Here is a 23,047-nt window from a genome sequence, read left to right as displayed (position 1 = left end):
CTGCATGTCGACCTTGCTGCTGTGTAGTGCCACCGATGACCTGAGCGATCTGCACGCGGTCTTTCGTGAACACGCCGCGCGCCGCATGCCTGGGCTGCAGGTGCGGCTATGGCCGGATCTGCCCGACCCGGCCGATGTCGAAGCCGTTGCTGGCTGGTATCCGCCTGCGGCGGTCATCGAAGGCTTGCCCAATCTGCGTCTGATCTCCTCGATTGCGGCGGGGGTCGATCATGTGCTCGGCCCGGCGCGGGCCCATCCCGATATTCCCGTCTGCCGTATCGTCGATCCCGCGCTGGCCGCAGGCATGGCCGAATACGTGCTGTGGGCCGTGCTGTATTACCACCGTGCGCTGGACCAGGCGCTGCAGCAGCAGGCGCAGCGCGTGTGGAAGATCCCGGCGCAAAAGCCCGCGCATCAGACCCATGTCGGCCTGATGGGACTGGGTGCACTGGGTAGCCATCTGGCGCGGGTGCTGCGCGATCAGGGCTTTGTCGTCAGTGGCTGGTCGCGTTCCGAGCATCACATCGATGGCGTCAGCACTTATGCCGGTGATGATGCGCTCGCCACATTCCTGCAAGCGCCCGATATCGTGGTCTGCCTCTTGCCGCTGACCCACGCCACCCGCAAGCTGCTCGGCCGCAAAGTGTTTGCAGCGATGAAGCCGGGCGCCGCGCTGGTGCATTGTGGCCGCGGCGAGCATCTGGTGGAGGAGGACTTGCTCGAAGCGCTGGACCGGCAGCACTTGCGGGGGGCAGTGCTGGATGTGTTTGCGCAGGAACCGTTACCGGCATCGAACCCCCTGTGGACGCACCCGCGCGTGGTGGTCACGCCGCACATGGCCTCGAGTGCGCAACCTGAGATTATCGTCGGGCAGATTCTGGATAATCTGCAGCGGGTGCGCAGTGGGCAGGCGGTCCTGCATGGCGTTGATCGCGGCTTGGGGTATTAGAACCCATTTCATCAATAGGCGTGAGATGCGTTCTGTCCAGAAAGGGCGCTGGCCGCGTTGCACTCCTTGCGTGTGGCACTGCCATACGACGCGTTGCGCGCCTTGCACTTCATTCCAAACGAGACGCGCGCGCACTCCGGTCTATGGATGAAATAAATTCATTTCGTATCCTGGAGGATATTGATCAACTGCGCGATATTCTCGATCTCCAGCTTGTCGAAGAGATTGCTCTTGTGCGCGCTCACTGTCTTGGCGCTGATGAAGAGCGAGTCGGCAATGTCCTTGGCCGGCTCGCCGTTGGCCAGGCGTTTGGCGATCAGGTATTCGCGCGGACTCAGGCGCGCCACTTTCTCATGGTGCGGGTTATTGAATCCTGAGAGGGCAGTCTGGACTGCTTCATCCGAGAAGAAGCTGCGGCCATTGCAGACGGATTCGAAAGCGCGCAGGAAATCCTCCACCCCCACGTCCTTGGTGACGAAGCCGCTGGCACCGGAGCGCAGCGCGTTGACTTCCGTCTCCAGCGTTTTGAGCCCCGTATAGATCAACGCCACGGGCGAGCTGCGATGCGGGCCTCTGGGCAGCAGGTGCAGCATATCCAGACCATTGATAGTAGGCATGTCGATGTCGAGGATCACGATGCATCGACGTGACTGCTCGTGCTTGACGATGTGCTTGACGGCTGTCTCCACCTGATCGAAGACGCTGATCTTGTTGACCCGTGAATGGTTGATCAGCAGGCCCTCCAGAGCCATGGCCACGACGGGATGATCATCCACGATGATGATGTTGAAAGAAAGCATGGGTCTTACCTCCGTTGAGTCATGCTGTGCTCGCCGCTATTGCTGCAATTGGCGGCCAGACGGGCGGATATGTCGATGGGGGCTCATGCCCGTTTCTACGAAGGGGGTGCTGTGGAGTCGGCCCGGCGTGGCGCCATGAACACGCCAAAGACATGCGGCATTGGATTATTGCTGTGTGTTATTGCTGTGTGCTCAAAGAGCGTTCTAGTCTATTTGAAGGCAGGTCGTAACGATATAAGAAATGTACGGTGTTGAATTAGGATTTGGCCTATTTCATCTGAATTGGCAAGGTTAATAATCGTTCCGATAGTGAACATCCCGTCAGAGCCGACCAAACTTGATATCGAAAATACGCAAGTCACCTTGCGGATTGGTATCAGGCGCAATCGGGCAAAGGAATTCTTTTACACTCGGAGATTAAAATCGTTCGTCTTCTGATCGTCCCGGCCCTAGGCATCTGCTCGTGGATGCAATACGTTTCTTCCGCATTTACTACTCAGACTTCTTCGCTGACCGCCCTGTGGATACTTCTGCTGTTGCTGCCAGCGTGGCATCGTCATCTGCGCTATGGCCTGGCTGTCCTGGGGTTGGCGCTGGGATGGCACTGGACCATGTTTGCCGATGCCTCCACTTTGTTGTTCTGGGGCGCGGCTTGCCTGAGCTTGTCCTGGCTCGCGTGGCGCAGGCATCCTGCGCTGCGCGTGGATTTCTACGACGCGCTTGCGCTCACTGAGGCAGGGCCCGCATGGCGGGGCATCGCCCTGTCGTTGTTGATGGCGCTGGTGTCCGTCATGGCCGTACCGGCGACGAGTATGGGCAAGCGTTTCGCGGATTTCTCGGGCATGGCGATCATCGTCTTGCAGATGCTGCCCGTCTGCTCCCTGCTGATGCCGCGCACGCAAGCGTCTGCACCGGCGCACCGCGACAGCGAGCGCCGCCGCGAGACGTTGCTGTGGTGGCTGTGCTGCCTGCTGGTCTTCCTGCTGGTTGCAATGGTCGGCGAGGAGATCACCTTCATGGGCATCGTCGATGGCGCCGTCCTGCTCTGGCCGATGATGATCTGGGCCTGCCTGCGCCTGGAGCGCACCAGCGTCTGTCTGGCCATCCTCCTCATTCCCGGCGGCACGATCTACATGCAGCATGCCGGCACCGGCGGCACACCCGCGCCATTCATGATGCTCGGCGCCACGGGGGTGTCACTCATCCCGGCGGTGCATGTGCTGGGCGCGATGGTCCTGTACGGCTGGCGTTGCTGGAGTCTGGCCCCAAGCGAAGCGGCAGAGCGCTACGCCGCTGCCACCCCCGCCTTTGCGTTGCGGCCCACGCTGCTCAGTTGTGCCTGCGCCTTCCTTACCGGGGCGGGCGTGCTGGCGTTTTCGATGCAACAGGCGGGCTGGCAGGCCGGCTTCGTGCTGGATCGTCTGGTCGGGGAAACCGACAGGATCCTCTCCCACGCCGAGACCGGTCTCAAGGACATGCTGGACCAACATATCAGCAGTGGTAGTGGCAACTGCAATGAAGCCGACAAGGCCTATCTGACAGGCAAGGCGCGCCAGATTGCCTTCGTGCGCGATACCGGTATCCTCGATGGTGCGGGCGAAGCACTCTGCCACAGTGGCGATGGATTGCCGCAGGCACTGCTCAGGCGGCAGGTACCGGAGGGCCTGTCCTACCTGATCGCACCGTCCACGCAGCAACAGAGGCTGGAGGTGGCGCTGGCCTACCGCAGCACGGATGGCGTGACGGCCTATGCCTTGCTGGATATCCCGGCCATCACGTGGTATCTCAGCGGATTTTCCCGCCAGAGCGATGAGAGCCTCGTGCTCAAGATCGATGGGAGCGACATCGTGCGGCAGGATGGCGAGGTCAGCGGTGGTCGTCTGGTGCGGCGCACGCTCAAACGCGACGTCCCGCATTTCCTGCTGGAAGCCCGTCTCACCATCGGCCAGCGCGCCATTCTTTCCGGCTCGGTTCCGTACGCCGCTGCGCTGGTCAATCTTGGCGCAGTCATCCTCATCATCGCCATCCTCATCGCCAACCTGCGCGAACAGGAGCGCCGCGCCAGGATCAAGGCCAGAGCTGAGGGAAAGGCCCGCAGCGAGTTCCTGGCCATCATGAGCCATGAAATCCGTACGCCCTTGAACGGCCTGCTCGGCAATCTCGAACTGCTCAAGGTCGCCGCCGCAGACCTGCCGGCGCAGCCGGGGTGTTCTGCTGCGCTGGAGGATGCCTGCGCTTCATCGCGCACGCTGCTGGCGATCATCAACAATGTGCTCGACATGTCGCGCATCGATGCCGGCCGCATGGCACTGGAGCGCGCGCCTTTCCTGCTGCACGAACTGATGGCACGGGTCATGCAGATCCACGCCACCAATGCCCGCAACAAACAGCTGGCGCTGGTGCCGGAGATCGATCCGGCATTACCGCAATGCCTGCTGGGGGATGCAATGCGCATCGAACAGATCCTCGGCAATCTGCTCAGCAATGCCATCAAGTTCACACCGCAGGGCGGACGCATCGTACTGAGTGTCGCGCTGGCCGGGCAGGGCGCATCGGGTGTGCAGGTCGATTTCTCTGTGCAAGACAATGGCGTGGGTATCTTTCCTGAACACATGAAGCGCCTGTGCGAACCCTTCTACCAGGCTGTACCGCAAGCGCAGGGCGGCATCGCGGGCAGCGGCCTGGGATTGAGCATCTGCCACAGACTGGTGGCTCTGATGGGCGGACAATTTTCCGTGAGCAGTCAGCCGGGAGAGGGCGCGCGGTTCATGTTCTCTTTGCCTCTGGACGAGGCCAGGATGCCTGTGACCCAACATTCGCCGAGCGAATCCACGCTGCCCACGAGCTCTCCCGTGAGCGATGCGCCGTGGTCGCGACAATCTCGCAGCAGGCTGCCGGTGCTGGTCGTGGACGATCATCCCATCGCACTGGATCTGCTGGACCGTCAACTGGCCCAACTGAGGATGCAGGCCGTCGCGGCCACGGGGGGCGATCAGGCGTTCTCGCTATTGCTCGAAGCCGGTCCCTTTGCCGCCTTGCTGACCGACCAGAACATGCCCGACCTCAGCGGTATCGATCTGGCCAGGCGGGTGCGCCAGCATGAGTCGCACCCGGACCGGCGCCTGCCCATCATCCTGTGCACGGCCGATCTGACCCTGCAAGCCGATGCACTGAAGGCCGACGGCCTGATCGACGATGTGCTCGTCAAGCCCTATACGCTGGCCGAACTTGCAGCGTTGCTGGCCCGTCACCTTGGCGTCGGCGATGCCGTTGCGAACGCGGCGACGACGGACGCGGGAACGCAGCTGTCCATCCGGTGGAAAGGGGGCAATGTCAAAATGCTGCTGGCTACTGCAGCAGGGGATCGCCTGGGCGCGGCGCGGCTGTTGCGGGCATTGCATCATGCGACCACCACCGATCTGGCGGTGCTGGCGCGTTGTCTTGATGCGTGTGATCTACAGGGGGCAGCCAAGTCGGCTCATCGCATCAAGGGCGCCGCACGCATGATAGGTGCGCATGAAATGGGCGAGGTGAGTGAGCGTTGCGAACGCGCCGTCAAGGAACAGGAGTGGCAAGAGGGTATGATGCTGTTGCCGGCACTGGAAGCGGCCAATGAGGAGCTGCTGCAGATCGCGGCGCAAATGGCCTCCGGATGAGCCGGTCGGGCACAGGACATGTTCAGTGGGTCGGATCGGCGTTCAGGCCCAGCACCGTTTTCCGGAATTCCTCCTTATCCTGGGGCACGTTGTAGAGATAGCCTTGCTGCAACTGGCAGCCCATGTTTTCCAGGATGAGCCGCTGTTCTTCCCGCTCCACGCCTTCGGCAATCACGCTCAGGCCCAGCTCCCGGCTCAGGCTGATGAGCGTGCGCACGATCGCCCCGCTCTTGGCATTGCTGGCGATGTCGTTGACGAAGGAGCGGTCGATCTTGATCTGGTCGATGGGCATGTCGTGCAGGCAGAGCAGGGAAGAATAGCCCACCCCGAAGTCATCGAGCGAGAAGCGCACGCCGATCTCGCGCAGTTGCTGCAACCGGGTCGCCGTGCCGGCGATGTCATCGAAGATGGCCGTCTCCGTCAGTTCGAACTTGAGCTTGCTGGCGGGCGCCTTGAACTCGTGGATGATCTGGCAGACCGAATCGACGAAATCGCTCTGTCGAAATTGTCGCCCGCTCACATTCACTGCCAGCACCAGTTGGCCGAAATTGACATCGCCCTCCCATTCCTTGAGCTGCTTGCACGCTTCCCGGATCACCCACTTGCCGATGGCGCAGATCAGCGAGGATTGTTCGGCAACAGGAATGAACTGCTGTGGTTCCACGATGCCCCGCGTGGGGTGATGCCAGCGTATGAGTCCTTCCGCGCCGATGGGGCGGCTGTTGCGGTTCACCTGGATCTGGTAGTAAAGGCGGAACTGGCCCTGTTGCAAGGCGTGGTTGAGTTCGTTCTCGATGGCGCTGCGCTGTCTGGAGGCGTCTTCCATGCACGGGGTAAAGAAACTGACCTGGTTGCGCGCCTGCACCTTGGACGAATACATGGCCAGGTCCGCCTGCTTGAGCAGGGTTTCCAGCGCGTGCTGCTGATCCTTGAACAGGGTCACGCCGATACTGGCGGTACAGCTGATCTCCATATCCGGTGTGTGCGGCAGCGCGATGCGGTAAGGTCTGCTCAGGCTGATCCGCAACCATTCGGCCAGGGCGCTGACGCGGGCGTGAGCGGCCTCTGCATCCTCGCCCATCTGCTCCAGCAGGAGGGCGAACTCATCGCCGCCGAGCCGCCCAGCCATACCGCCTGCACTGACCGCAGCTTGCAGGCGCTGGCTGACCATCATCAGCAAGCGGTCGCCCACCAGGTGGCCGAAGTTGTCGTTGATGTCCTTGAAGTGATCCAGATCGACCAGGAGCAGGGCGGCATGCTGCCCGATCAGCGCGGTGCGTTGCCGTGCCATGGTGATGCCCTGGCTCAGCAGGATGCGGTTGGGAAGCCCGGTCAGCGGGTCCAGGTGCGCCGACGGCAGAGACGGGCTGTCGGCAGCAACTGGCATATCCTGATAGGTCACCACGCTCAGTGCGCTACGGTACAGATGCTCGGCCTTGATGCGATAGGGAACCTGGCGACCTGGCTCGGGGCGATGGCAATTTGCGCTATAGGTCGGCTGCTGGCTCGTGATCACGGCACGCACGCCCTTGGCGATCTGCGCCGCCACCTGCGGAAAGCCGGAAAAGGAACTGTAATGCGACAGCAGATGGAAGTAGTCCATGCCAAGGATGCTCGGCCAGACATCGAGCTCCTGGCCAGGGTAGAGAAAACCCTTTACATCGCCATTGACGGCCACCACGGTGCCGCGATTGTTGAGGATGCAGATGCCCAAGCCCACGTCCTGCCCGCCTGCTGCGCCGGGCGCACCGTCCATCATCGGCAGTCCGGCTGTATCGCGGACCATTTGGCTGGACACGTCGTCCCTGCGCGTATGCTCTCCAAATTGATGACTCCACTCGTCGCCGTTCATCTTCACCTCTCGAAAAAATTTGATGATCTCAGTGTTGCAAGCCCGGGGGCAGCTTTGAATGAGAAGGAGATTAGTTGGCATCGAGAATTTTCCTAATAATGGCTAGGACAGGTTTGGGTGGGGTGGCGGCTGGTGGTCTCCAAAATAGAAAAGGCCGACTGACTTGCGTCAATCGACCTTTTCTATTCTGCTGCGCACTGAGGCCCTCGGTCACGTCCCACGATCCCGTCCGGTCTTGCAAGGCCGGACTTTCTCATCCCTCCCGCAAGGCGCGCAGGCGCCTTGTTCGTAGACCCCAAAACGCAAAAGGTCGGTTGATTTTCATCAACCGACCTTTTATGTATTGGTGCCCACGGAGGGACTCGAACCCCCACACCTCGCGGCACATGGACCTGAACCATGCGCGTCTACCAATTCCGCCACGTGGGCTTTCGGCAAGTGCGGTAAAACTGCATTGCTTGAAAGAGGCTGCATTCTAAGGGCAAAATTTCATGTTGTCATCTTTTTTTTTTAAAGTTTTTTTGTTCTTGAAATCGCTGCTCTAGAACTCAAGAGCAGGGGTCTGGAACTCATGTCATTAACTGGCATGAAATGCATGCTGCTACAGCCCGGCCGCCGATGCGGCGGCCGGGTCTTTGCTCAGTGCCAGTTTGACGCCAGCACCGGCGCCAGCGCCGTCCGCTGAGGCGGTGGCAGCACTGTCGTGCCCGCTGGTGGCGCGCTAAAACCGCTCATGGCCTGGACCAGTCGTTCTACATCCTTGTTGACCAGGGTGAGGCCATCGGCGGCGCTGATCCGTTCGATCTGGGCAGCACTACCGGCGTACCAATTTTCGATGATGGTCTTGTCTGAGGTGCCGATGACGGAGATCTCAAGATTGTTGCCGACATGGCTGAACCATAAGCGATCACTGGTGATGTCGCTGCCGAATTGGAGCAAATCAGCGTTGCTGCTGGTGTAGTCAAAGTCGCGGATGGTATCGACGCCATCGCCCTGATTGAAGAAGTAGGTGTCGTTGCCGTAGCCACCGCTCAGGTAGTCATTACCTTTTCCACCGGTGAGGGAATCATTGCCATCACCACCATCGAGGCTGTCATTGCCATTGCCGCCCATGAGGGTGTCTTCGCCGGCACCGCCAGACAGCCTGTCATCACCGTCACCACCGTCAAGGGTATCGGCAAGCTGTCCGCCGGAGAGGGCATCATTGCCTGCCATGCCGTACACGCGGTTGGTCTGGTCACCGAGTCCAGTCCAGTTGTCGCTGTTCGAACTTCCCTTCTGCGTCAGTCTGGAGGCCAGGTCGGAATAAGACCAGTTCGTACCGTCAGCAAAGACCAACTTCTCAATCCTGTAGTAGGTTCCTGAGAAGTAGTTCGCGATGGTAATGGCATCCGAATCCCAGGTCAGGGTGAGGTGATCGCCGGACCGTTCCAGCACGGTATCTGCAGCCCATCCGCCGGAGAGGACATCATTGCCTGCCATGCCGTACATGCGGTTGCTCTGGTCACCGAGTCCAGTCCAGTTATCGCTGTTCGAACTTCCGCTCTGCGTGAGCCTGGAGGCCAGGTCGGAACAAGACCAGTTCGTGCCGTCAGCAAAGACCAACTTCTCAATCCTGTAGTCGTTTCCTGAGAAGTAGTTTTCGAAGGTAATGGCATCCGAACCCCAGGTCAGGGTGAGGTGATCACCAGACCTTGTCAGCACGGTAGCGGCAGCATCGATGCCGGTACCGAGCTGCAGGGTGTCGATGTTGCTGGTGGTGTAGTCATAGTCACGGATGGTATCGACGCCATCGCCCTGATTGAAGAAGTAGGTGTCGTTGCCATAGCCGCCGCTCAGGTAGTCATTACCTTTTCCACCGGTGAGGGAGTCGTTGTCACTACCACCATCGAGGATGTCATTACCATTGCCACCCGTGAGGGAATCATTGCCATGGCCTCCATCGAGGATGTCATTACCATTGCCACCGATGAGGGTGTCTTCGCCGGCACTGCTATACAGCCTGTCGTCACCGTCACCGCCGTCGAGGGTATCTGCAGCCCATCCGCCGGAGAGGACATCATTGCCTGCCATGCCGTACATGCGGTTGCTCTGGTCACCGAGTCCAGTCCAGTTGTCGTTGTCCGAGCTCCCCGTCTGCGTGAGCCTGGAGGCCAGGTCGAAATAAGACCAGTTCGTGCCGTCAGCAAAGACCAACTTCTCGATCCGGGAATAGTTTCCCGAGAAGTAGTTTTCGATGGTGATGGCATCAGAACCCCAGGTCAGGGTGAGGTGATCGCCGGACCTTCCCAGCACGGTAGCGGCAGCGTTGATGCCTGCGCCGAGTCGCAGGGTGTCAATGTTGCTGTTGGTGTAATCGTACTCGCTGATGGTGTCGACGCCATCGCCCTGATTGAAGAAGTAGGTGTCGTCACCATAGCCACCGCTCAGGTAGTCATTGCCTTTTCCACCGGTGAGGGAATCATTGCCATCGCCCCCATTGAGGCCGTCATTGCCATTGCCGCCGATGAGGGTGTCGTTGCCGGCATATTGCCGACTGCATCAGTTTGAGTGGTAGTGTTATAAGCCAGCTTGATCGAGCTAATGCCTGCCGTATTCAAATCGATCAGTTCACCGTTGTCGGTGAGTGGAATAGCCCCTTGAATCTCAGGACACGAAGACTCTCTTAAAATAGAGGATAGTCTTATGACCAGTTTTACGACTAGGCAAACCGTGGAGCACATCGAGATTCTGACCGAGCCGGAGCGTCGCAGAAGACGCACGCCCCAAGAAAAAATAGCCATCGTCCAGGAGACCTTGGCTCCTGGAGCTTCCGTATCAGCCGTTGCCAGGCGACACGGGGTGAACGCGAACCAGGTGTTTGGTTGGCGCAAGCAGTACCAGGAAGGCAGTCTGACCGCCGTCAAGGCTGGCGAGACGGTAGTCCCGGCCTCGGAGCTGGCCGCGGCCATCAAGGAAATCAAAGAACTGCAGCGGCTGTTGGGCAAGAAGACCATGGAGAACGAGATTCTGCGCGAGGCCGTCGAATGGGGCCGGTCAAAAAACCTGATTGCGCGCTCGCCCTTGCTGCCGGAGGACGACCAATGAAAGTGGTCTGTGACGTTCTCGGTGTGGCGCGCTCTGCAGTGGCAGTAAAACGAGCCCGGAGCCCGGAATGGCGAGATGGCCGTAGTGCTCGCAAAGTCGGCGACAGCGGCTTGCTCGAAGAGATTGAGCTGTATGTCGCGAGCTTGCCGAGCTATGGCTATCGCCGCATCTGGGCTTTGCTGCGACGTAGCCGGGAATCTCTGGGGCAAGCGTGCGTGAACCATAAGCGGGTCTATCGCGTCATGCGAGAGCACGCGTTGCTGCTGCGCCGACCTGGTGTGAGACGCGACAATCGACGCCACGATGGTCGCGTAGCGGTCAAGCAAAGTAATGCGCGCTGGTGTTCGGACGGCTTCGAATTCCGTTGTGATGACGGGGCTGCATTGAGAGTGACGTTTGCACTGGATTGTTGTGACCGTGAAGCCATCAGCTGGGCGGCCACTACCGGTGGGCATAGCGGGGATGTCGTGCGCGACGTGATGCTGGCCGCCGTGGAGCAGAGGTTTGGAAGCACGCAGACTCCACAGGTGATTGAATGGCTCAGCGACAACGGCTCGGCCTACATCGACCATCGCACACGCAGCTTCGCTCGCGAGCTGGGATTGGAGCCCTTGACCACGCCCGTGCGCTCGCCACAGAGTAACGGCATGGCGGAGCGGTTCGTAAAAACGATGAAGCATGATTACATCGCCTTCATGGACAAGCCCGATGTGCCTACGGCGCTCACGCATCTGGCCTCTGCCTTCGAGCAATACAATGAGCGCCATCCGCACAAGGCCCTGAAATACCGCTCGCCTCGCGAGTTCAGACGGGCTGCAGCATCAGTAACTTAACGATGTCTGAGTGTCCTGAATTGCGGGGGCAACTACAGTGAGACCGTCGCTATTACGATCCTGCCATAGTCTGATGCTGGAGAATGCTGCATCTTCTGCGCTGAAAAGGCCGTCGTTGTTGCTATCCAGGTCGGCTAGGGCTGCGAAGCCATGCGGGGCAAAATTGCCGTTGGTCAATCGCGTATGGTCGCCGAATAGTTCCGCTCCACTGGTAATCTTCCCATCTCCGTTGAGGTCACGTGCCAGCAGTGCATCATCGCGATTGATCCATCCGCTTTGTTCGGCAAAGCCGGAGAGGTCGTGGTCGAAATGGACTCCCGCGCTTCGTGCGATCGTCTCGATACCATCGCCATCCAGATCGACAATGAGCGGATCAATATTACGACTGTTACCCCATTGGTCGTAAATGTTATCAATCGGGTCCCGATTACGACCTGTTGAATTTCGCTCTGGATGTCCCAATGCTTCGTTTGCGATCTCGCTGATACGTTCCAAGGCACCAACTGTCCCGTATTTCTTTTGTAGATCCTCAAAGGTTTGTGCGATCAATGCTTCGGTGTTCATGTTCTCCGAGAGGTCGTCGATCTTGTGGGCGTTGTAACCTGCCCTTATCAGGGCGTTGAGAATGACTTCAAGTGCTTCATACATATTTGCTTACTCCTTATCGAATAGTTAATTGGAAGAGCAGACGATGAAAACAGATAGGGATATGTACACTGCTCCGTAACGGTGCAATGGGTATTCCTACCCTCAGTTCCACGGATTTAAAAAACAAGCCGTAGAAAAACTCTGAATTTTTAGTTGCTACAAAAAGCCAGGGAAAAAGAAAAAGCGAATGAGTGAGAAACCTAATGAATAAGAAAGTGCACGCAAGAAGAAAATGCAAACACGGTTGGATGAATTAGGGCTTATGCGATGATGGCGAATCTCCAGCAGAAGTGATGCAGACGCAAAGGGCAGTAGAAATAAGGTGATCGTCAGAAATCTAAAGGATGAGATGGCTGTTTTATTGGTCAGATAGAGTGCGACACTGGAAGTCACGCAACCACCGATAAACCAGATGAATTCTTTAATAAAAAGGTGTTCCAAGCCGATTGGCGTCGCGTACTTGCGCAACCCATGGAATGGGCGCGTAAATATGGAAAACACGACTTCTAAAAGAGATCGGAGAAAAATAGATAGGAGTTCTTCCATGTTGTCCCATGAGTCATAAGAAAGGCCGCCTTCTGGATCGCCCCCCAATCTTGGTCGTGGATCATGCGAGCGGGAAATAAGCACTGGTCGACGTCAGTTTTTCCACCCACCGCCCCATCTCAACAAACAGCGCCACCCCTCCCGCGCCAGCGAGATAAGGCCCGAACGCCATCACCTGCCCGTGCTCGGGACCGCGCAATCGCATCTGCAACAAACCGACCACTGCCGCCGCAGTCGAGGCCAGCACGATGATGGGCAAGAGAGGCGACCAGCCCAGCCAGGCGCCGAGGGCGGCCAGCAGCTTGAAGTCGCCGTAGCCCATGCCGTCCTTGCCGGTCATGAGCCGGAATATCCAGAAGACGCTCCACAGCACCAGATAGCCGGCAGCCGCGCCCCATACGGCGTCATGCAGGGGCACGAAGGTGGATGACGCGTTCAACAGCAGACCCAGCCAGAGCAAGGGCAGGGTGAGGCTGTCTGGCAGGATCTGGTGATCGAGGTCGATGAAGAAGAGGGCGGTCAGCGTCCACAGCAGCACCAGTGCGCCCGCAAGTTGCACGGTCGCGCCGAAGTGCCAGGCGGCTCCGCCCGAGAGCAGGGCGCTGCCCAGTTCGATGAGCGGATAGCGCAAGGGGATGTGGACCCGGCAGCCGGCGCAGCGCCCACGCAGGAACAGATAACTCACTACCGGAATGTTTTCCACCGCGCGTACCGGGCGTTTGCAGGCGGGGCAGTGCGAGGCCGGCCTGGCCAGCGTCATGCGGGGCTGCGTAGTGTCGCGGACCTCATGCGCATCGGGGTCGGCATAGTCGGCCTCCAGCATTTGCGGCAGGCGATAGATCACTACATTGAGAAAACTGCCGATGCACAGTCCACCCAGCGCCGCCAGGGCAGTGATGAAGACAGGATCGGTGAGAGGCACGAAGGCCGGTGCGATCATGCGATATTCCTTGAAGGGGAAAGAATGCGTTGGCGCAGCGCGGCCCGACTGTCTACATGGCTTGCCTGAGCAGATGGCGCAGGCGACCGATGACCTGTGTGGCGTAGCGGGCGCGCTTGTCGGGGCTCACGGCGTTGTAGGCGCCGATGGCTTCCCAGCTCACGCCCATGCGCTGGAAATTGGAGCCGAGTATCCAGGCGCCGACGTGGATGTTGGTGCAGGCGTCCAGGAGATCGGCTTCGCTGATGTGGTAGCGCGCCAGAAAGCCCAGCCAGCTGGAATTGATCTGCATGAGGCCGATGTCGCGGGTGCCGTTGCGATTGCGGTGCAGGGCGCGCGGATTCATGCCTGATTCCTGCTGGGCGATGGCCTGCAGGATGAGCGGTGAGACGCCATAGCGCTGGCCTGCCTGTTCGAAGCACAGATCGGTTGCCCGTGCGAGGCCGGCGCTCCCGGCGCCGGCCAGCAGGGCAATCAGCACGATGACGTTGCGGGGCCACCGCATTCAGTGTTGCTCCTCTGAACCCGGGGTGACCGGCTTGACCACCTGTGCGGCGGCGAGGAAGAACGCCGGCGCCCCCAGCACCATGGACAGCATGATGGCGCCGGGGTAGCTCAATACCTTGAAGTGGCCCAGTCCATAGGCCAGCAACAAGCTTGCTGCGCACAGCAGAGGCAACGTGGCCGAGCGTGCCCGACTGCGGGTGGCAGTCGGCAGCACCCCGCAGCGCTTGCGCCGCAGGCGGAAGAACAGGCAGCCCAGTACGAACGGGCCGCCATAGGCCAGCAACAGGAACAGTAGAATCAGCGTCATGTCAGTAGCCGGCATCGCTTATTCCGCCATCAGATAGGTGCGGCGGATTTTCTTGAACATGACCAACTGGTAGTAATGGACGCCCCCGTTGTCACTGCCACCATCGTTATAGAAAGCAAAACTCAGTTCGTTCGGCTTGAACAAGACTTCTCTTCTGTTGGGCCCCTTACCCGTTCCGCCATCGTCATCGAGGTAACAATTCTCGCACGTGTAAGCGGGCCTTCTGAAGATGGGAGTGGTCCATTCCGCCGGATTCATGGGCGTATCAAAGACGAACTTGGCAAAGCTGTAGTTCTCATCCGGGTACTTGCCGCCCGAAGGTTTGGACGTCATGTAGAGGCCGCCTTCGGGGCAGAGCGACAAGGTTGGCGGGGCGGTGTTCCAGGAGTTGATGGCTTTGCCGTTTTTCCAGTGCTTCAGAAAGACCGGCCCCCTGACCACCTGGCCCCAGCAGAACGGGCCGTAGAAGAATATATTGCCTGAGCCGTTGTACCAGTCCTTCCAGGAAAAATCGACGGCCAGATATTCGTTGTAGTCGACAGATTCATCCGTATATTTCTTGAACGGCACCCGCCACTGCGCGCCGCCGCTGTCATTGGCGGTACACATCAGGATGCCGGAATCGGCGTCTTTGTTGTTACGCGCCAGGGAATTGATCTGATCGGTATTGCAGTTGGCGCCTTCGCTGGCGAGTTCCGCTTTCGGACGCGCATAGATACTGGACGACCAGCTCAGGCCGCCGTCGCTGCCTGCCTGGCAGACCAGCAGATTGGAGACCCCGTTGGCGGTCGTTTCAGCGGCCATCATGCCTTTGGTGGAGCAGGGCTGTTTCGCGACCTGGGTATTCAGGGCGGCCGCTTGCCAGCTGCCGCCCCTGCAGATCGCCATCAGGCCGTCAGGCAGATAGGCGGCTGCGCCATCGGGACTGCATTTGTCGCCGACCTTGACCTCCTTGAGGCCATATACATCACTGATGGCGGCCTGCCAGGTGCCGGCCGAGCACATCACCAGGCGTCCGTTGCCGTCTTGCGCCAGGGCCCTATCCTGTGCGCAACTTGCGCCCTGCGAGACGAAGTTTCCGTTGGCCTTGAGCATGGCGCCATGACCGGAAAGCTGGGGGCCGTTTTCGACGTTCACTTGGCCGGTGCGCACGCCGCTGATGGCGTTGACCTCGCCGGCCACCTGCAGTGAGTTCTGCATCGTCACCGGCTGTTCGAAGGTGGCCGGTCCGCGCACCACCAGCGACCGGATGTCCGTGGCGCCCTGCACCACCATGTCGGCCAGCGCGGTCAGCTTGCCTTTGACATCCAGCGTGCTGTTGAGCTGGACGGCGCCATCGGCGGTCAGCGTCTGCGTGGTCAGCTTAACGGTACTGACGTCCTTGGCCTTGATTTGATTGAGATTGGTGATGGAATGATCTGCAAAATCCCAGTCCGCAGTGGGCTTGAGCGTGCCATCGCGCCGGACCATCTCCAGCGAGGCAGCGGCGGCAAAGCCGTTGCGCCAGGCCATGATGCCGGGCAGGCCGCGCGTTGCGCCCGCCACTTTCTGTTGCACCGGATTGGTTGCGCTCCAGGCACCGGCGTAGCCCTTCAGGTCGAACTGGGGGTTGATACTGCTGTCAGGGGAACCGCGGTCAGGCAGGCCCGAACTGCCGCCGGCACCGCCCGACATGCGCAGCAGCGCAGACATGTCGGCGTTGACCAGCAGGTAGGGCTGCATATTGAAGACCAGCGATTCGAGATTGACGTCGGTGCCGGCCGGCACGCGCTTGATGATGATGCCGTAGATGTTCTCATGCGCGGGCGCCGCGCCGCCACCGGCAGCGCTGGTGACGACCTTCGGGTTGACCGGCAGCAGCGGCCCGGAGGGAATATCGGCAGGCACCATGCCCAGCGCCTGCAGGTCGGCCAGTGTCGGCTGCAGGATGTTGCTGACCTCCCGGGTTTTGCTGGCGCCGGCGGCGTCGGTGAAGGTAGCCGTGAACTTGCATTTCTCGGTCTCGCTGGCAGGCGTCGAATAGCTTGCAGTGGCGCATTTGTCGGGGTGTTTGATGCGGTCGATGAGATTCGGATAGTACAGCGTCATGTACAGGCCTATGCCATCGTTGATGCGGGAGTAGATCGTGTTCTGCGCCTCCAGTACGGCAGTCTGGCGCTGCTGCGTGGCCCAGTCGGTGCCGACCACGCCGACGCCGCCCAGCACCGCTGCGGTCGCCACGGCCTGGCCGAGCGCGAAACCGCGTTGCCGAAGGCGCTTGCCGCGCCATTGGGTATCAGGGGAGGGGCTGCGCCGGGTCAAGGGCAGGAGCCGCTGTGAGATGCGATGAAGTAAGGGTGTCATCATTTCCTCTGCGAAGTTTGTTGGGTTTTCTTTTGCACAGCACTTTGAAGCTGCTGCGTGGTGGCCATGAAGCCCAGCAGCATGGACGCCAGCGCGACACCGCACATCAGGAGCATCACGCTGTTGAGACGGGAAGAAGATTTTTCAATGGAAGTGGCGATGCGGTCGATGGAGCCGGTGCCGATCTTGACGAACGCTTCTACCGGATCGCGGCGCTCGGAGGCGTCCATGATGCGGTCTTCCAGATCCTGGTTGAGCACGCCGGTGCTGAAGGCGGCGCCAAAGTTTTCTGCATTGGCCGAGCTGATGCCTCTGAGGATGCTGCGCAGGTGCCAGCGCATCCACGGTGTGGAATAGCGCACCGCCTGTTCCAGAGACGAGCGCAGCGAAATGCCCGAGCGCATCAGCGAGGCCAGCGAGACGATCAGCATGGCGCCGGAATAGTCGCGATAGACGCTGTAGGGCAGGCGCCTGTCGAAGAATCGTCGGCTGGTGCCAGCCCAGTGGGCCAGCGAATACAGGAAGGCGATGAAGAGGACCACGTTGATGGCGATGATCGCCACCCCGTACTGGCGCACGCCATTAGCCACCAAGGCCAGCGCCTGGCCCGAAGCAGGCCATTCGTTGACGGGCATGATCGATTCCAGCACCGGAATGGCGTAGAACGAAAAGCCCAGCAAGATGGCGTAGAACAGCATGATCAGGAACAGCGGATACATCACCGCACCCTTGATGGCGGCGGTCATGCGCTCGGTCTTTTCCACCGTCCCCGACAGGAATCGCAAGCCCTCGGCCACGCTGGCGTCACCGGCGGTCTGGGCGGCATCGAGCATCATCAGTTCCGACGCGGGCGCCACGCCCTCCAGGGCGGTGGCCAGCGAGCCGTTCATGACGTTCTTGAGGATATGGCGATAGAGCAGGGCCATGCCGCGGTCGCGCTTGCGGGCGCGCTGCTCATACTTCTTGAAGGTGGAGAACAGCGGCACCCTATCCTCCAGCGACATCGCCAGGTCGAAGTAGAACTCGGCCCGGCGCGCACGCAGTTGGCGCTTGGCCATGTGCAGTTGCAGGCGTTTAAAAAAATTCATGGCGTTCCTTTTTGTACGAGCTGACGGAAGGCCTTGGGATGACCAAAGATGCTCTTGAAGTAATAGGGGTCGACCAGACCCTGCGCTACGTTGTAAAGCGCATGGCCCCAGGCGGCCTTGCCCCGCATGTCGGCCGCGTCGAAGGGGGCCAGCCGGGTCGAGTAGTAGTGGTCGCGCGCATCCAGGTCACGTCCGGCCAGCAACAGGCGCAGCAGGTCGTTGTCGGGCGTGATCACCTCGGCGGCCACGCAGACACCGCTGGTGCCGGCATGTGCCAGCGCGCTGTAGTCCACGCCGGGGATGCGGCAATGCGCGCAGCCGGCATCGCTGGCGCACATGATCCTGTCGGTGTTCAGACCGAACAGCGTTTCGTAAGCGGCCAGCTCCTCGGCAGGCAGGCGCAATCGGGCGGGCATCTTGCAATGCGGGCAGTTCTGGGGCAGCAGCGCCTGATAGACCAGGATGGACAGGAATTCCGGATTGCAGACGGCGTGCCGGTCCAGTCCCACCATCTTGGAGGTCAGGCGCGAGACGATGCCCAGCGCTGAAGTGGCGTGCACGGTGGTGAAGATTTTGTGGCCGGTTTCGATGGCGGCCTGAGCGATCTCGCCCGAGAGCGGGTCGCGCACTTCGCCGAACATGCCGATATCCGGGTCCAGCCGCAGGAAGGCGCGCATGGCGTTGAGGAAGGGGTTCTCGGTGCCGACCTCGTTGGTCCGTTGCACCGACAGATGGGTCACGCCAGGCACGATATATTCGACCGGGTCTTCGATGGAGATGATCTTGCGCTCACCGCCGGCCGCCATCATCGAGAGCATGGAATTGAGCGTGGTGGTCTTGCCCGAGCCGGTCACGCCGGCCACGAACACGCCACCCCAGGCGGCCTGCATGGCCAGTTCCAGCTGCTCTACCTGGGTGGGCAGGTAGCCCAGTTCCGACAGGCTCTTGACCTTGGTGGAGGAGCTGGCGCTGGAACGCAGAATACGCAAGACCACATCGAAACCGCCCACCGCAGGGTGGCTCTGGTAGCGCAGCGTGTAGTCCTTGTCCTTGTCGCGGATCGGGATCATGGCCTGTTGCGGCAGGCGGGCATTGAAGGCGGCATCCGAGCGTGACAATTCCTCGGCCAGCACGGTAAAGGCCGCGCTGACGGCATCGATAACGATCTGCGCCGGGTAGTTGCCGATGCGGCGCATCACCCCACCCACGCGGGCATTGAGCAGGGCATGGTCGCCGCGCACTTCGAGATGGGCATCGCTGGCGCCGATCTCGATGGTGCGCCCAACCATGTCGGCGAAGTAATTCAGCGGCTTGGATTCAGCGATGATCAGGTCGATGCCCGATACCGCCTTGGTAGCGGCATCTTCATGCGTGGCGGCGACGTGATATTCGAGGATCTCGAAGACGATAGGTTCGGCCGTAAAGAACATGCGCGGCATCCTGTCTTTGCGCTTGAAGTTGTCGAGGATATGGAACCAGTCCGCAGACAGGTTCACCCCCCTGGTCGCCACTACCGCAATCACATCCTCCTCTATGCTCAGCACGGCGATGCGCTCGCGATTGACGCTGCGGTTTTTTTCTGCCGGCCACATCTCCAGTACGTCACGGAACTGGGGCAGATCTTCGGCACGCCGCAGATGCACCATTTCCAGTCCGGGGGACTGGGTTTTTCTGAGGAGGTTGCTGATGGCATTCATTTGCGTGACGCGGCTGCCGCGTTGCCAGGATTGATGCGATCACCCGAGGGCTGAGGCTTGCCGCCGAATTCCAGCGCGCGGGCGCCGCCCGGCAACTGGCTGGCCAGCAGACGGGCCTGGGCATCCGGGGCGGCCAGCGAGCGCGAATCACCCCCGCCCTTGGGTACGGACAGGAACAGGCAAGTCTCCTTTTGCTGGCATGCCAGTAGCGTGCTGCCTTGACTCGTGCTTCCCGCCCGGGTGCGGGCAGGCGGGCTGTTTTCCGGCGGCTGCTTGCTCAGGAGCACACCTTCTTCCAGCAGCGCGATGTGTTTCCACGGCCCCATCTTCTGCAGCGGGCCGGGCACCGTCACCACGCGCGACTGGCCGTTGACGTCGAGTTCGGCCTTGTAATTGCGGTCGGTTCCATACAGGGCCAGCAGTACCGGATTCTTCTCCATCACCGGCGCAGCGGCCGCAGTGCTGTCCTTGCCGGCATTGTTCCTGGCCGGATTGAGTTTGGCGGCGAATTCCCGCTCGCCGGCCTGCTTGGCAAGCCTGATCATGTCGCCCACGGTAGCGTTGGGCTTCAGGCTATCGGCCGTGACGGCCGGCGTGCTGGCGTCTTCCGCGCGGGCGCTCGGCAGCGCGCCCAACAGCAGCGCGGTCAGGGCGATCATCGGTGCGGCCATCGACGCCGCCATCGACGTCCATTCAGAAGTCTTTTCCTTTTGCATAATATTTTCCTGAGAGCTTGAAACGGGTCTTTTCTACGGACGCGGCCGTTTGGTCGGCGTCGAAATCGACGGTGAAGGTATCGACGGCCACATAGTTTTCCAGTGCGATGGCATGCAGGGTCCACAGCGGCCCCTCGATGGTCCAGACAGCGTTGACCACCGGGCGCACCAGCTGGTTGACATCGCTTTGTCCGGCAAACAGTTGCGCTGGCTCTACCTTGATCTTGATGTCCACCATCGACAGGTCCTGCAGGATGCTGAAGAACTTGGTGGACACGGCGCTGCGCAGCGGCAGCGTCGAGCGCATCAGTTTGGGCGGCGGTGTTGTCGAAGCGGGTGTGGCCGCTCGCTCGTCGTGCAGGCGATGCTGGGTCACCAGCGTGGCGCTGGTCAGATCCTCGGGCTTGAAAACGTCGTATTCCGGCTTGCCCAGCGCCGAGGCCGGCAGCGCCTGCCCGAACTCGGCGAAGTTGCCGTAGCTGCGCCGCCACGTGGCATTGCACAGGGCCGGGGTGCACTCCACCTTGTTCAGCCGCCAGCCGTTGATCTGCAACGGAATCTGCCGCAGGCCGGCGATCATCTGCTGCAGCGTGGTTTGCCCGGTGCCGGTGACGGAGGCAAGAGCGTCGTCGATCTTGCCGTCGTAGACGATGTTGGGATCGTTGGCGATACGGGCCTGCTCTTCGGCGATCTTGCGGTCCCGCGCCAGCTTGTAGGTGACCGCACCGGCGACGGCTCCCACCAGCACCGCCGAGAGCGCCATGACGGTGAGGATCTGCCTGATGTCGGGGATCTTCTTCAGGCGCACCTTGGCATCGGCTTCCTCCAGCACCAGGTCCCAATCGATCTCTTCCGCATTGCCCAGCAGATCGACCGCGCCCAGCCGCCGTACCGACTTTGCATCGGCCAGCTGCAGGAAGGTATGCAGCCGCTCGGCCACCAGCTCGGTACTGCCGATGACATCGAAGCCTGGCACCGGCTGTCCGTCGCGCAGGGCGATCAGGCAGCTGCGTTCGGCGTCGATATGGAAGGCGAAGAGTTCTTCGCCGCCGAGCGAACAGTTCTTGCTCAGCAGGAGCGCCAGCGAGGCCAATGCGCCGCGTCCCTTGCCGTGACCGCGGGGCGTGGACGCGAAAAATCCGATCTGCGTACCGTCGGGGGTGATGCAGTAGCTGCGCTCGCCCTCGGTCCGCGCCTGGGTGAAGAGCTTGTGCTTCTCGCCCCGGCTCAGCGGCACCCAGCGCAGACCCGCCGCAATGGCCAGCTGCTCCTTCTGGAAGATGCGGCTGTGATCGACCCGCGGCACCGGGGCTGCTTTCCTGGCCGGTTTCTTGTTGAGGAGTGTCTTAAACATCGGTCAGCCGTGGGGTAATCAGGATCACGAAGGATTGCCGGATATTGGACGCGGTCTTGCTGGCCGCCAGGCCATCGACGCTGCCGGCGTTGCTGGAATTGGCCTGGTTCTGGTCATACCCGAGCATGACCAGCGTTTCGCCGGAGGGCACGACCATGCGTTGGCCCACGGTGAAGGCGTTGATGTTGGGCAATTGGATGGTTTGTCCGGACGAGCTGAAGGAGGGCAGACCCTTGAGGCTGGAAATGTTGATGTAGGTCTGCAGCAGCACCTGATTGGAATCGAGCACCACCGGCAGGAAGGCCAGGGACATGCCGGTGTTGATCTGCCCCGGCGTCAGACTGGGACCGGTCGTGTTGACCGCACCCACCAGCGCGCCGCTGACTACCGCCGCCTGGGTCTGCTTCAGATAGGCCTGCTGGTTGATCACCTGCAAGGGAACCGACACCCGGTTGGAAGTCACGGCCACACCGGAATAGGTGGTCGAGACCCGGCCGAAGGTCTTGAGCAGCTTGATCAGCGCGGCGTTGCCATTGCCGTTCTGGTAGCCGATCGTAAAGGGGCTGCCGGACTGGCTGGGCAATAGGGCGTCAGGGGTGGAGGATCTGAAATTGTTGCGCACCACGTTCCAGTCGATGCCGGCCGAGAATTCATCGTTCAGCTGCACCGACAACACCTGGATCTCCAGGCTGACCTGGCGCAGCAGCGACTTGTTGACCTGTTCGATGTAATTTTCCACGCCCTTCATCGCCTCGGCGGCATCGGTCACCGTGACCACGCCCGATTTGGAATCGACCGAGAACTTGCCGCCACCGGAGACCAGCGCACTCAGGGTTTTTTCGATGCCGCCCCAAAAGTCGGACTCGAAATCCAGACTGGCCGATCCGCCGCCTCCGCCGCCCCCGCCGCTGCCACCACCACTTCCGCCGCCCCCGCCACCGCCGCTGCCGCCATCGACGGAAGCCGACAGATTGGCGGTGTACTTGAAGGAGGTGCTCAGGGTCTTGACGAAGAAGGTGCGCGTGCTGACGCGATAGAAGAGGATGCGGTCATCCTCGTATTTCCACTGCAGGCCGGCGCGCACGGCCACGTAGTCCAGCAGACCGGCAAACGTTCCCGCGTAATTGAGTTCATAGGTATTGCCGTAGGCCTGGTTGCTGAAGCTCAGGTCGCTCAGGCCCTTTTCGCCAAATGCACTTTTCTCGCCTGCGCCGCCCTGTGGGCTAGCGCCCGGCGGTGCCCCCACGGTTGCGGCTGTCGCGCCAGCGCTGGCGCCGACGGTGAAGCGTGCAGCCGGCATCAGGGCGTCCGGTGTGAGCAGCATGGGCACGCCGGTCTCGCTGGCGATCCGTTCGACGATGGTGGCCAGGGAATATCGTCCGGGGAAGCGGAAGGCTACCTGGCGCATCGCCTCCGGCAGGGCCGCCTCGCGCGACAGCGGTATGGATCGGGTGGCGATGATGAGGCGCTTGTCCTTGACCGCATAGGCAGGTCGGGGTTGCGGCGAGGTCAGTTCGCCACGGGAGGTTTCGGTGCGCTTGATGGTGTCGTCCAGTGTCCGGTCGGCCCGTTCCCAGGTACTGCATCCGCTGCACAGGACCGTGGCGCTCACCAGGCAGGCAAGCGTGCGCTGGCGTAAGGACGGTAAGGAGGGCAGCGCGACAGGCGAGATGGCTGGCAGACGTAACGCGCTCAGAGGGGGGATGATGTGTTCGATATTCATA

The 23,047-nt window shown here is 60.9% G+C and carries 18 protein-coding genes and 1 tRNA gene; 4 read left to right on the top strand and 15 right to left on the bottom strand.

Annotation, left to right across the window (positions count from 1 at the left end; all coding sequences use genetic code 11):
* The first annotated feature begins 4 nt into the window (after positions 1-4).
* Positions 5-949, top strand: a complete 945-nt coding sequence (locus AACH55_RS15350; protein ID WP_338715481.1) for a glyoxylate/hydroxypyruvate reductase A — start codon at positions 5-7, stop codon at positions 947-949.
* A gap of 158 nt (positions 950-1,107) precedes the next feature.
* Here the strand turns inward: AACH55_RS15350 and AACH55_RS15345 are convergent, their stop codons facing one another.
* On the bottom strand, positions 1,108-1,749 hold the full coding sequence (locus tag AACH55_RS15345) for a response regulator transcription factor (RefSeq protein ID WP_338715480.1): 642 nt from the start codon (positions 1,747-1,749) through the stop codon (positions 1,108-1,110).
* A 467-nt stretch (positions 1,750-2,216) separates the two neighbouring features.
* Here AACH55_RS15345 and AACH55_RS15340 point away from each other — a divergent pair, with 467 nt between their 5' ends.
* Positions 2,217-5,405, top strand: coding sequence for an ATP-binding protein (locus AACH55_RS15340; RefSeq protein WP_338715479.1), 3,189 nt, complete (start codon positions 2,217-2,219; stop codon positions 5,403-5,405).
* A gap of 22 nt (positions 5,406-5,427) precedes the next feature.
* On the opposite strand, the gene AACH55_RS15335 is transcribed toward AACH55_RS15340, so the two are convergent.
* The 3 genes from AACH55_RS15335 to AACH55_RS15325 form a co-directional block, all read right to left on the bottom strand.
* The gene (locus tag AACH55_RS15335; protein ID WP_338715478.1) at positions 5,428-7,191 is read right to left on the bottom strand and encodes an EAL domain-containing protein; all 1,764 of its coding nucleotides are present in this window, start codon (positions 7,189-7,191) and stop codon (positions 5,428-5,430) included.
* Positions 7,192-7,601: 410 nt separating this feature from the next.
* Positions 7,602-7,686: transfer RNA gene (locus AACH55_RS15330), tRNA-Leu, on the bottom strand.
* Positions 7,687-7,896: 210 nt separating this feature from the next.
* Complete coding sequence (locus tag AACH55_RS15325) at positions 7,897-9,552, bottom strand: calcium-binding protein (protein WP_338715477.1); 1,656 nt, start codon at positions 9,550-9,552, stop codon at positions 7,897-7,899.
* Here AACH55_RS15325 and AACH55_RS15320 point away from each other — a divergent pair.
* Both AACH55_RS15320 and AACH55_RS15315 read left to right on the top strand, forming a co-directional pair.
* Entirely contained in the window at positions 9,529-9,807 is a 279-nt protein-coding gene (locus AACH55_RS15320) for a hypothetical protein (protein WP_338715476.1), read from the top strand. The two genes, AACH55_RS15325 and AACH55_RS15320, sit on opposite strands and share 24 nt — an antisense overlap.
* A gap of 135 nt (positions 9,808-9,942) precedes the next feature.
* A protein-coding gene (locus tag AACH55_RS15315) for an IS3 family transposase (protein WP_338715475.1) occupies positions 9,943-11,177 on the top strand; the annotation gives its coding sequence in 2 pieces (ribosomal slippage) (positions 9,943-10,303 and positions 10,303-11,177; 1,236 coding nt in all).
* On the opposite strand, the gene AACH55_RS15310 is transcribed toward AACH55_RS15315, so the two are convergent.
* From AACH55_RS15310 to AACH55_RS15260, 11 genes are all read right to left on the bottom strand, one after another.
* Positions 11,166-11,825 (bottom strand): hypothetical protein, encoded by a 660-nt coding sequence (locus tag AACH55_RS15310; protein ID WP_338715474.1) that lies wholly within the window; start codon positions 11,823-11,825, stop codon positions 11,166-11,168. The two genes, AACH55_RS15315 and AACH55_RS15310, sit on opposite strands and share 12 nt — an antisense overlap.
* Before the next feature lie 156 nt (positions 11,826-11,981).
* Entirely contained in the window at positions 11,982-12,371 is a 390-nt protein-coding gene (locus AACH55_RS15305; RefSeq protein ID WP_338715473.1) for a hypothetical protein, read from the bottom strand.
* A gap of 61 nt (positions 12,372-12,432) precedes the next feature.
* The gene (locus AACH55_RS15300; protein ID WP_338715472.1) at positions 12,433-13,311 is read right to left on the bottom strand and encodes an A24 family peptidase; all 879 of its coding nucleotides are present in this window, start codon (positions 13,309-13,311) and stop codon (positions 12,433-12,435) included.
* 52 nt (positions 13,312-13,363) lie between these two features.
* Positions 13,364-13,816, bottom strand: a complete 453-nt coding sequence (locus tag AACH55_RS15295; protein ID WP_338715471.1) for a lytic transglycosylase domain-containing protein — start codon at positions 13,814-13,816, stop codon at positions 13,364-13,366.
* A complete protein-coding gene (locus tag AACH55_RS15290) occupies positions 13,817-14,125 on the bottom strand; it encodes a hypothetical protein (protein WP_338715470.1) in 309 nt (102 codons plus the stop codon).
* An 18-nt stretch (positions 14,126-14,143) separates the two neighbouring features.
* Positions 14,144-16,471 (bottom strand): hypothetical protein, encoded by a 2,328-nt coding sequence (locus tag AACH55_RS15285; protein ID WP_338715468.1) that lies wholly within the window; start codon positions 16,469-16,471, stop codon positions 14,144-14,146.
* A complete protein-coding gene (locus AACH55_RS15280) occupies positions 16,468-17,556 on the bottom strand; it encodes a hypothetical protein (RefSeq protein ID WP_338715467.1) in 1,089 nt (362 codons plus the stop codon). Before AACH55_RS15280 ends, AACH55_RS15285 begins: the two co-directional genes overlap by 4 nt.
* Entirely contained in the window at positions 17,553-19,253 is a 1,701-nt protein-coding gene (locus AACH55_RS15275) for an ATPase, T2SS/T4P/T4SS family (protein WP_338715466.1), read from the bottom strand. Before AACH55_RS15275 ends, AACH55_RS15280 begins: the two co-directional genes overlap by 4 nt.
* On the bottom strand, positions 19,250-19,969 hold the full coding sequence (locus AACH55_RS15270) for a hypothetical protein (protein WP_338715465.1): 720 nt from the start codon (positions 19,967-19,969) through the stop codon (positions 19,250-19,252). Before AACH55_RS15270 ends, AACH55_RS15275 begins: the two co-directional genes overlap by 4 nt.
* Entirely contained in the window at positions 19,947-21,323 is a 1,377-nt protein-coding gene (gene pilO2 / locus AACH55_RS15265; protein WP_338715464.1) for a type 4b pilus protein PilO2, read from the bottom strand. The genes AACH55_RS15270 and pilO2 overlap by 23 nt, the downstream gene beginning before the upstream one ends.
* The gene (locus tag AACH55_RS15260) at positions 21,316-23,046 is read right to left on the bottom strand and encodes a secretin N-terminal domain-containing protein (protein WP_338715463.1); all 1,731 of its coding nucleotides are present in this window, start codon (positions 23,044-23,046) and stop codon (positions 21,316-21,318) included. The genes pilO2 and AACH55_RS15260 overlap by 8 nt, the downstream gene beginning before the upstream one ends.
* Between the last annotated feature and the right edge of the window lies 1 nt (position 23,047).

This window comes from Herbaspirillum sp. DW155 (assembly GCF_037076565.1).
Taxonomy (GTDB): Bacteria; Pseudomonadota; Gammaproteobacteria; order Burkholderiales; family Burkholderiaceae_D; genus Herbaspirillum.
This window is presented reverse-complemented; position numbering and strand designations above follow the sequence as displayed.

What these genes read in the sequence shown, in the direction of transcription:
- AACH55_RS15345 (WP_338715480.1), bottom strand. Translation starts at nt 1,749, where the DNA reads ATGCTTTCTTTCAACATCATCATCGTGGATGATCATCCCGTCGTGGCC.
- pilO2 (WP_338715464.1), bottom strand. Translation starts at nt 21,323, where the DNA reads ATGTTTAAGACACTCCTCAACAAGAAACCGGCCAGGAAAGCAGCCCCG.
- AACH55_RS15260 (WP_338715463.1), bottom strand. Translation starts at nt 23,046, where the DNA reads ATGAATATCGAACACATCATCCCCCCTCTGAGCGCGTTACGTCTGCCA.
- AACH55_RS15285 (WP_338715468.1), bottom strand. Translation starts at nt 16,471, where the DNA reads ATGATGACACCCTTACTTCATCGCATCTCACAGCGGCTCCTGCCCTTG.
- AACH55_RS15350 (WP_338715481.1), top strand. Translation starts at nt 5, where the DNA reads ATGTCGACCTTGCTGCTGTGTAGTGCCACCGATGACCTGAGCGATCTG.
- AACH55_RS15340 (WP_338715479.1), top strand. Translation starts at nt 2,217, where the DNA reads ATGCAATACGTTTCTTCCGCATTTACTACTCAGACTTCTTCGCTGACC.
- AACH55_RS15310 (WP_338715474.1), bottom strand. Translation starts at nt 11,825, where the DNA reads ATGTATGAAGCACTTGAAGTCATTCTCAACGCCCTGATAAGGGCAGGT.
- AACH55_RS15280 (WP_338715467.1), bottom strand. Translation starts at nt 17,556, where the DNA reads ATGAATTTTTTTAAACGCCTGCAACTGCACATGGCCAAGCGCCAACTG.
- AACH55_RS15305 (WP_338715473.1), bottom strand. Translation starts at nt 12,371, where the DNA reads ATGGAAGAACTCCTATCTATTTTTCTCCGATCTCTTTTAGAAGTCGTG.
- AACH55_RS15335 (WP_338715478.1), bottom strand. Translation starts at nt 7,191, where the DNA reads ATGGTCCGCGATACAGCCGGACTGCCGATGATGGACGGTGCGCCCGGC.
- AACH55_RS15295 (WP_338715471.1), bottom strand. Translation starts at nt 13,816, where the DNA reads ATGCGGTGGCCCCGCAACGTCATCGTGCTGATTGCCCTGCTGGCCGGC.
- AACH55_RS15290 (WP_338715470.1), bottom strand. Translation starts at nt 14,125, where the DNA reads ATGACGCTGATTCTACTGTTCCTGTTGCTGGCCTATGGCGGCCCGTTC.
- AACH55_RS15270 (WP_338715465.1), bottom strand. Translation starts at nt 19,969, where the DNA reads ATGCAAAAGGAAAAGACTTCTGAATGGACGTCGATGGCGGCGTCGATG.
- AACH55_RS15300 (WP_338715472.1), bottom strand. Translation starts at nt 13,311, where the DNA reads ATGATCGCACCGGCCTTCGTGCCTCTCACCGATCCTGTCTTCATCACT.
- AACH55_RS15275 (WP_338715466.1), bottom strand. Translation starts at nt 19,253, where the DNA reads ATGAATGCCATCAGCAACCTCCTCAGAAAAACCCAGTCCCCCGGACTG.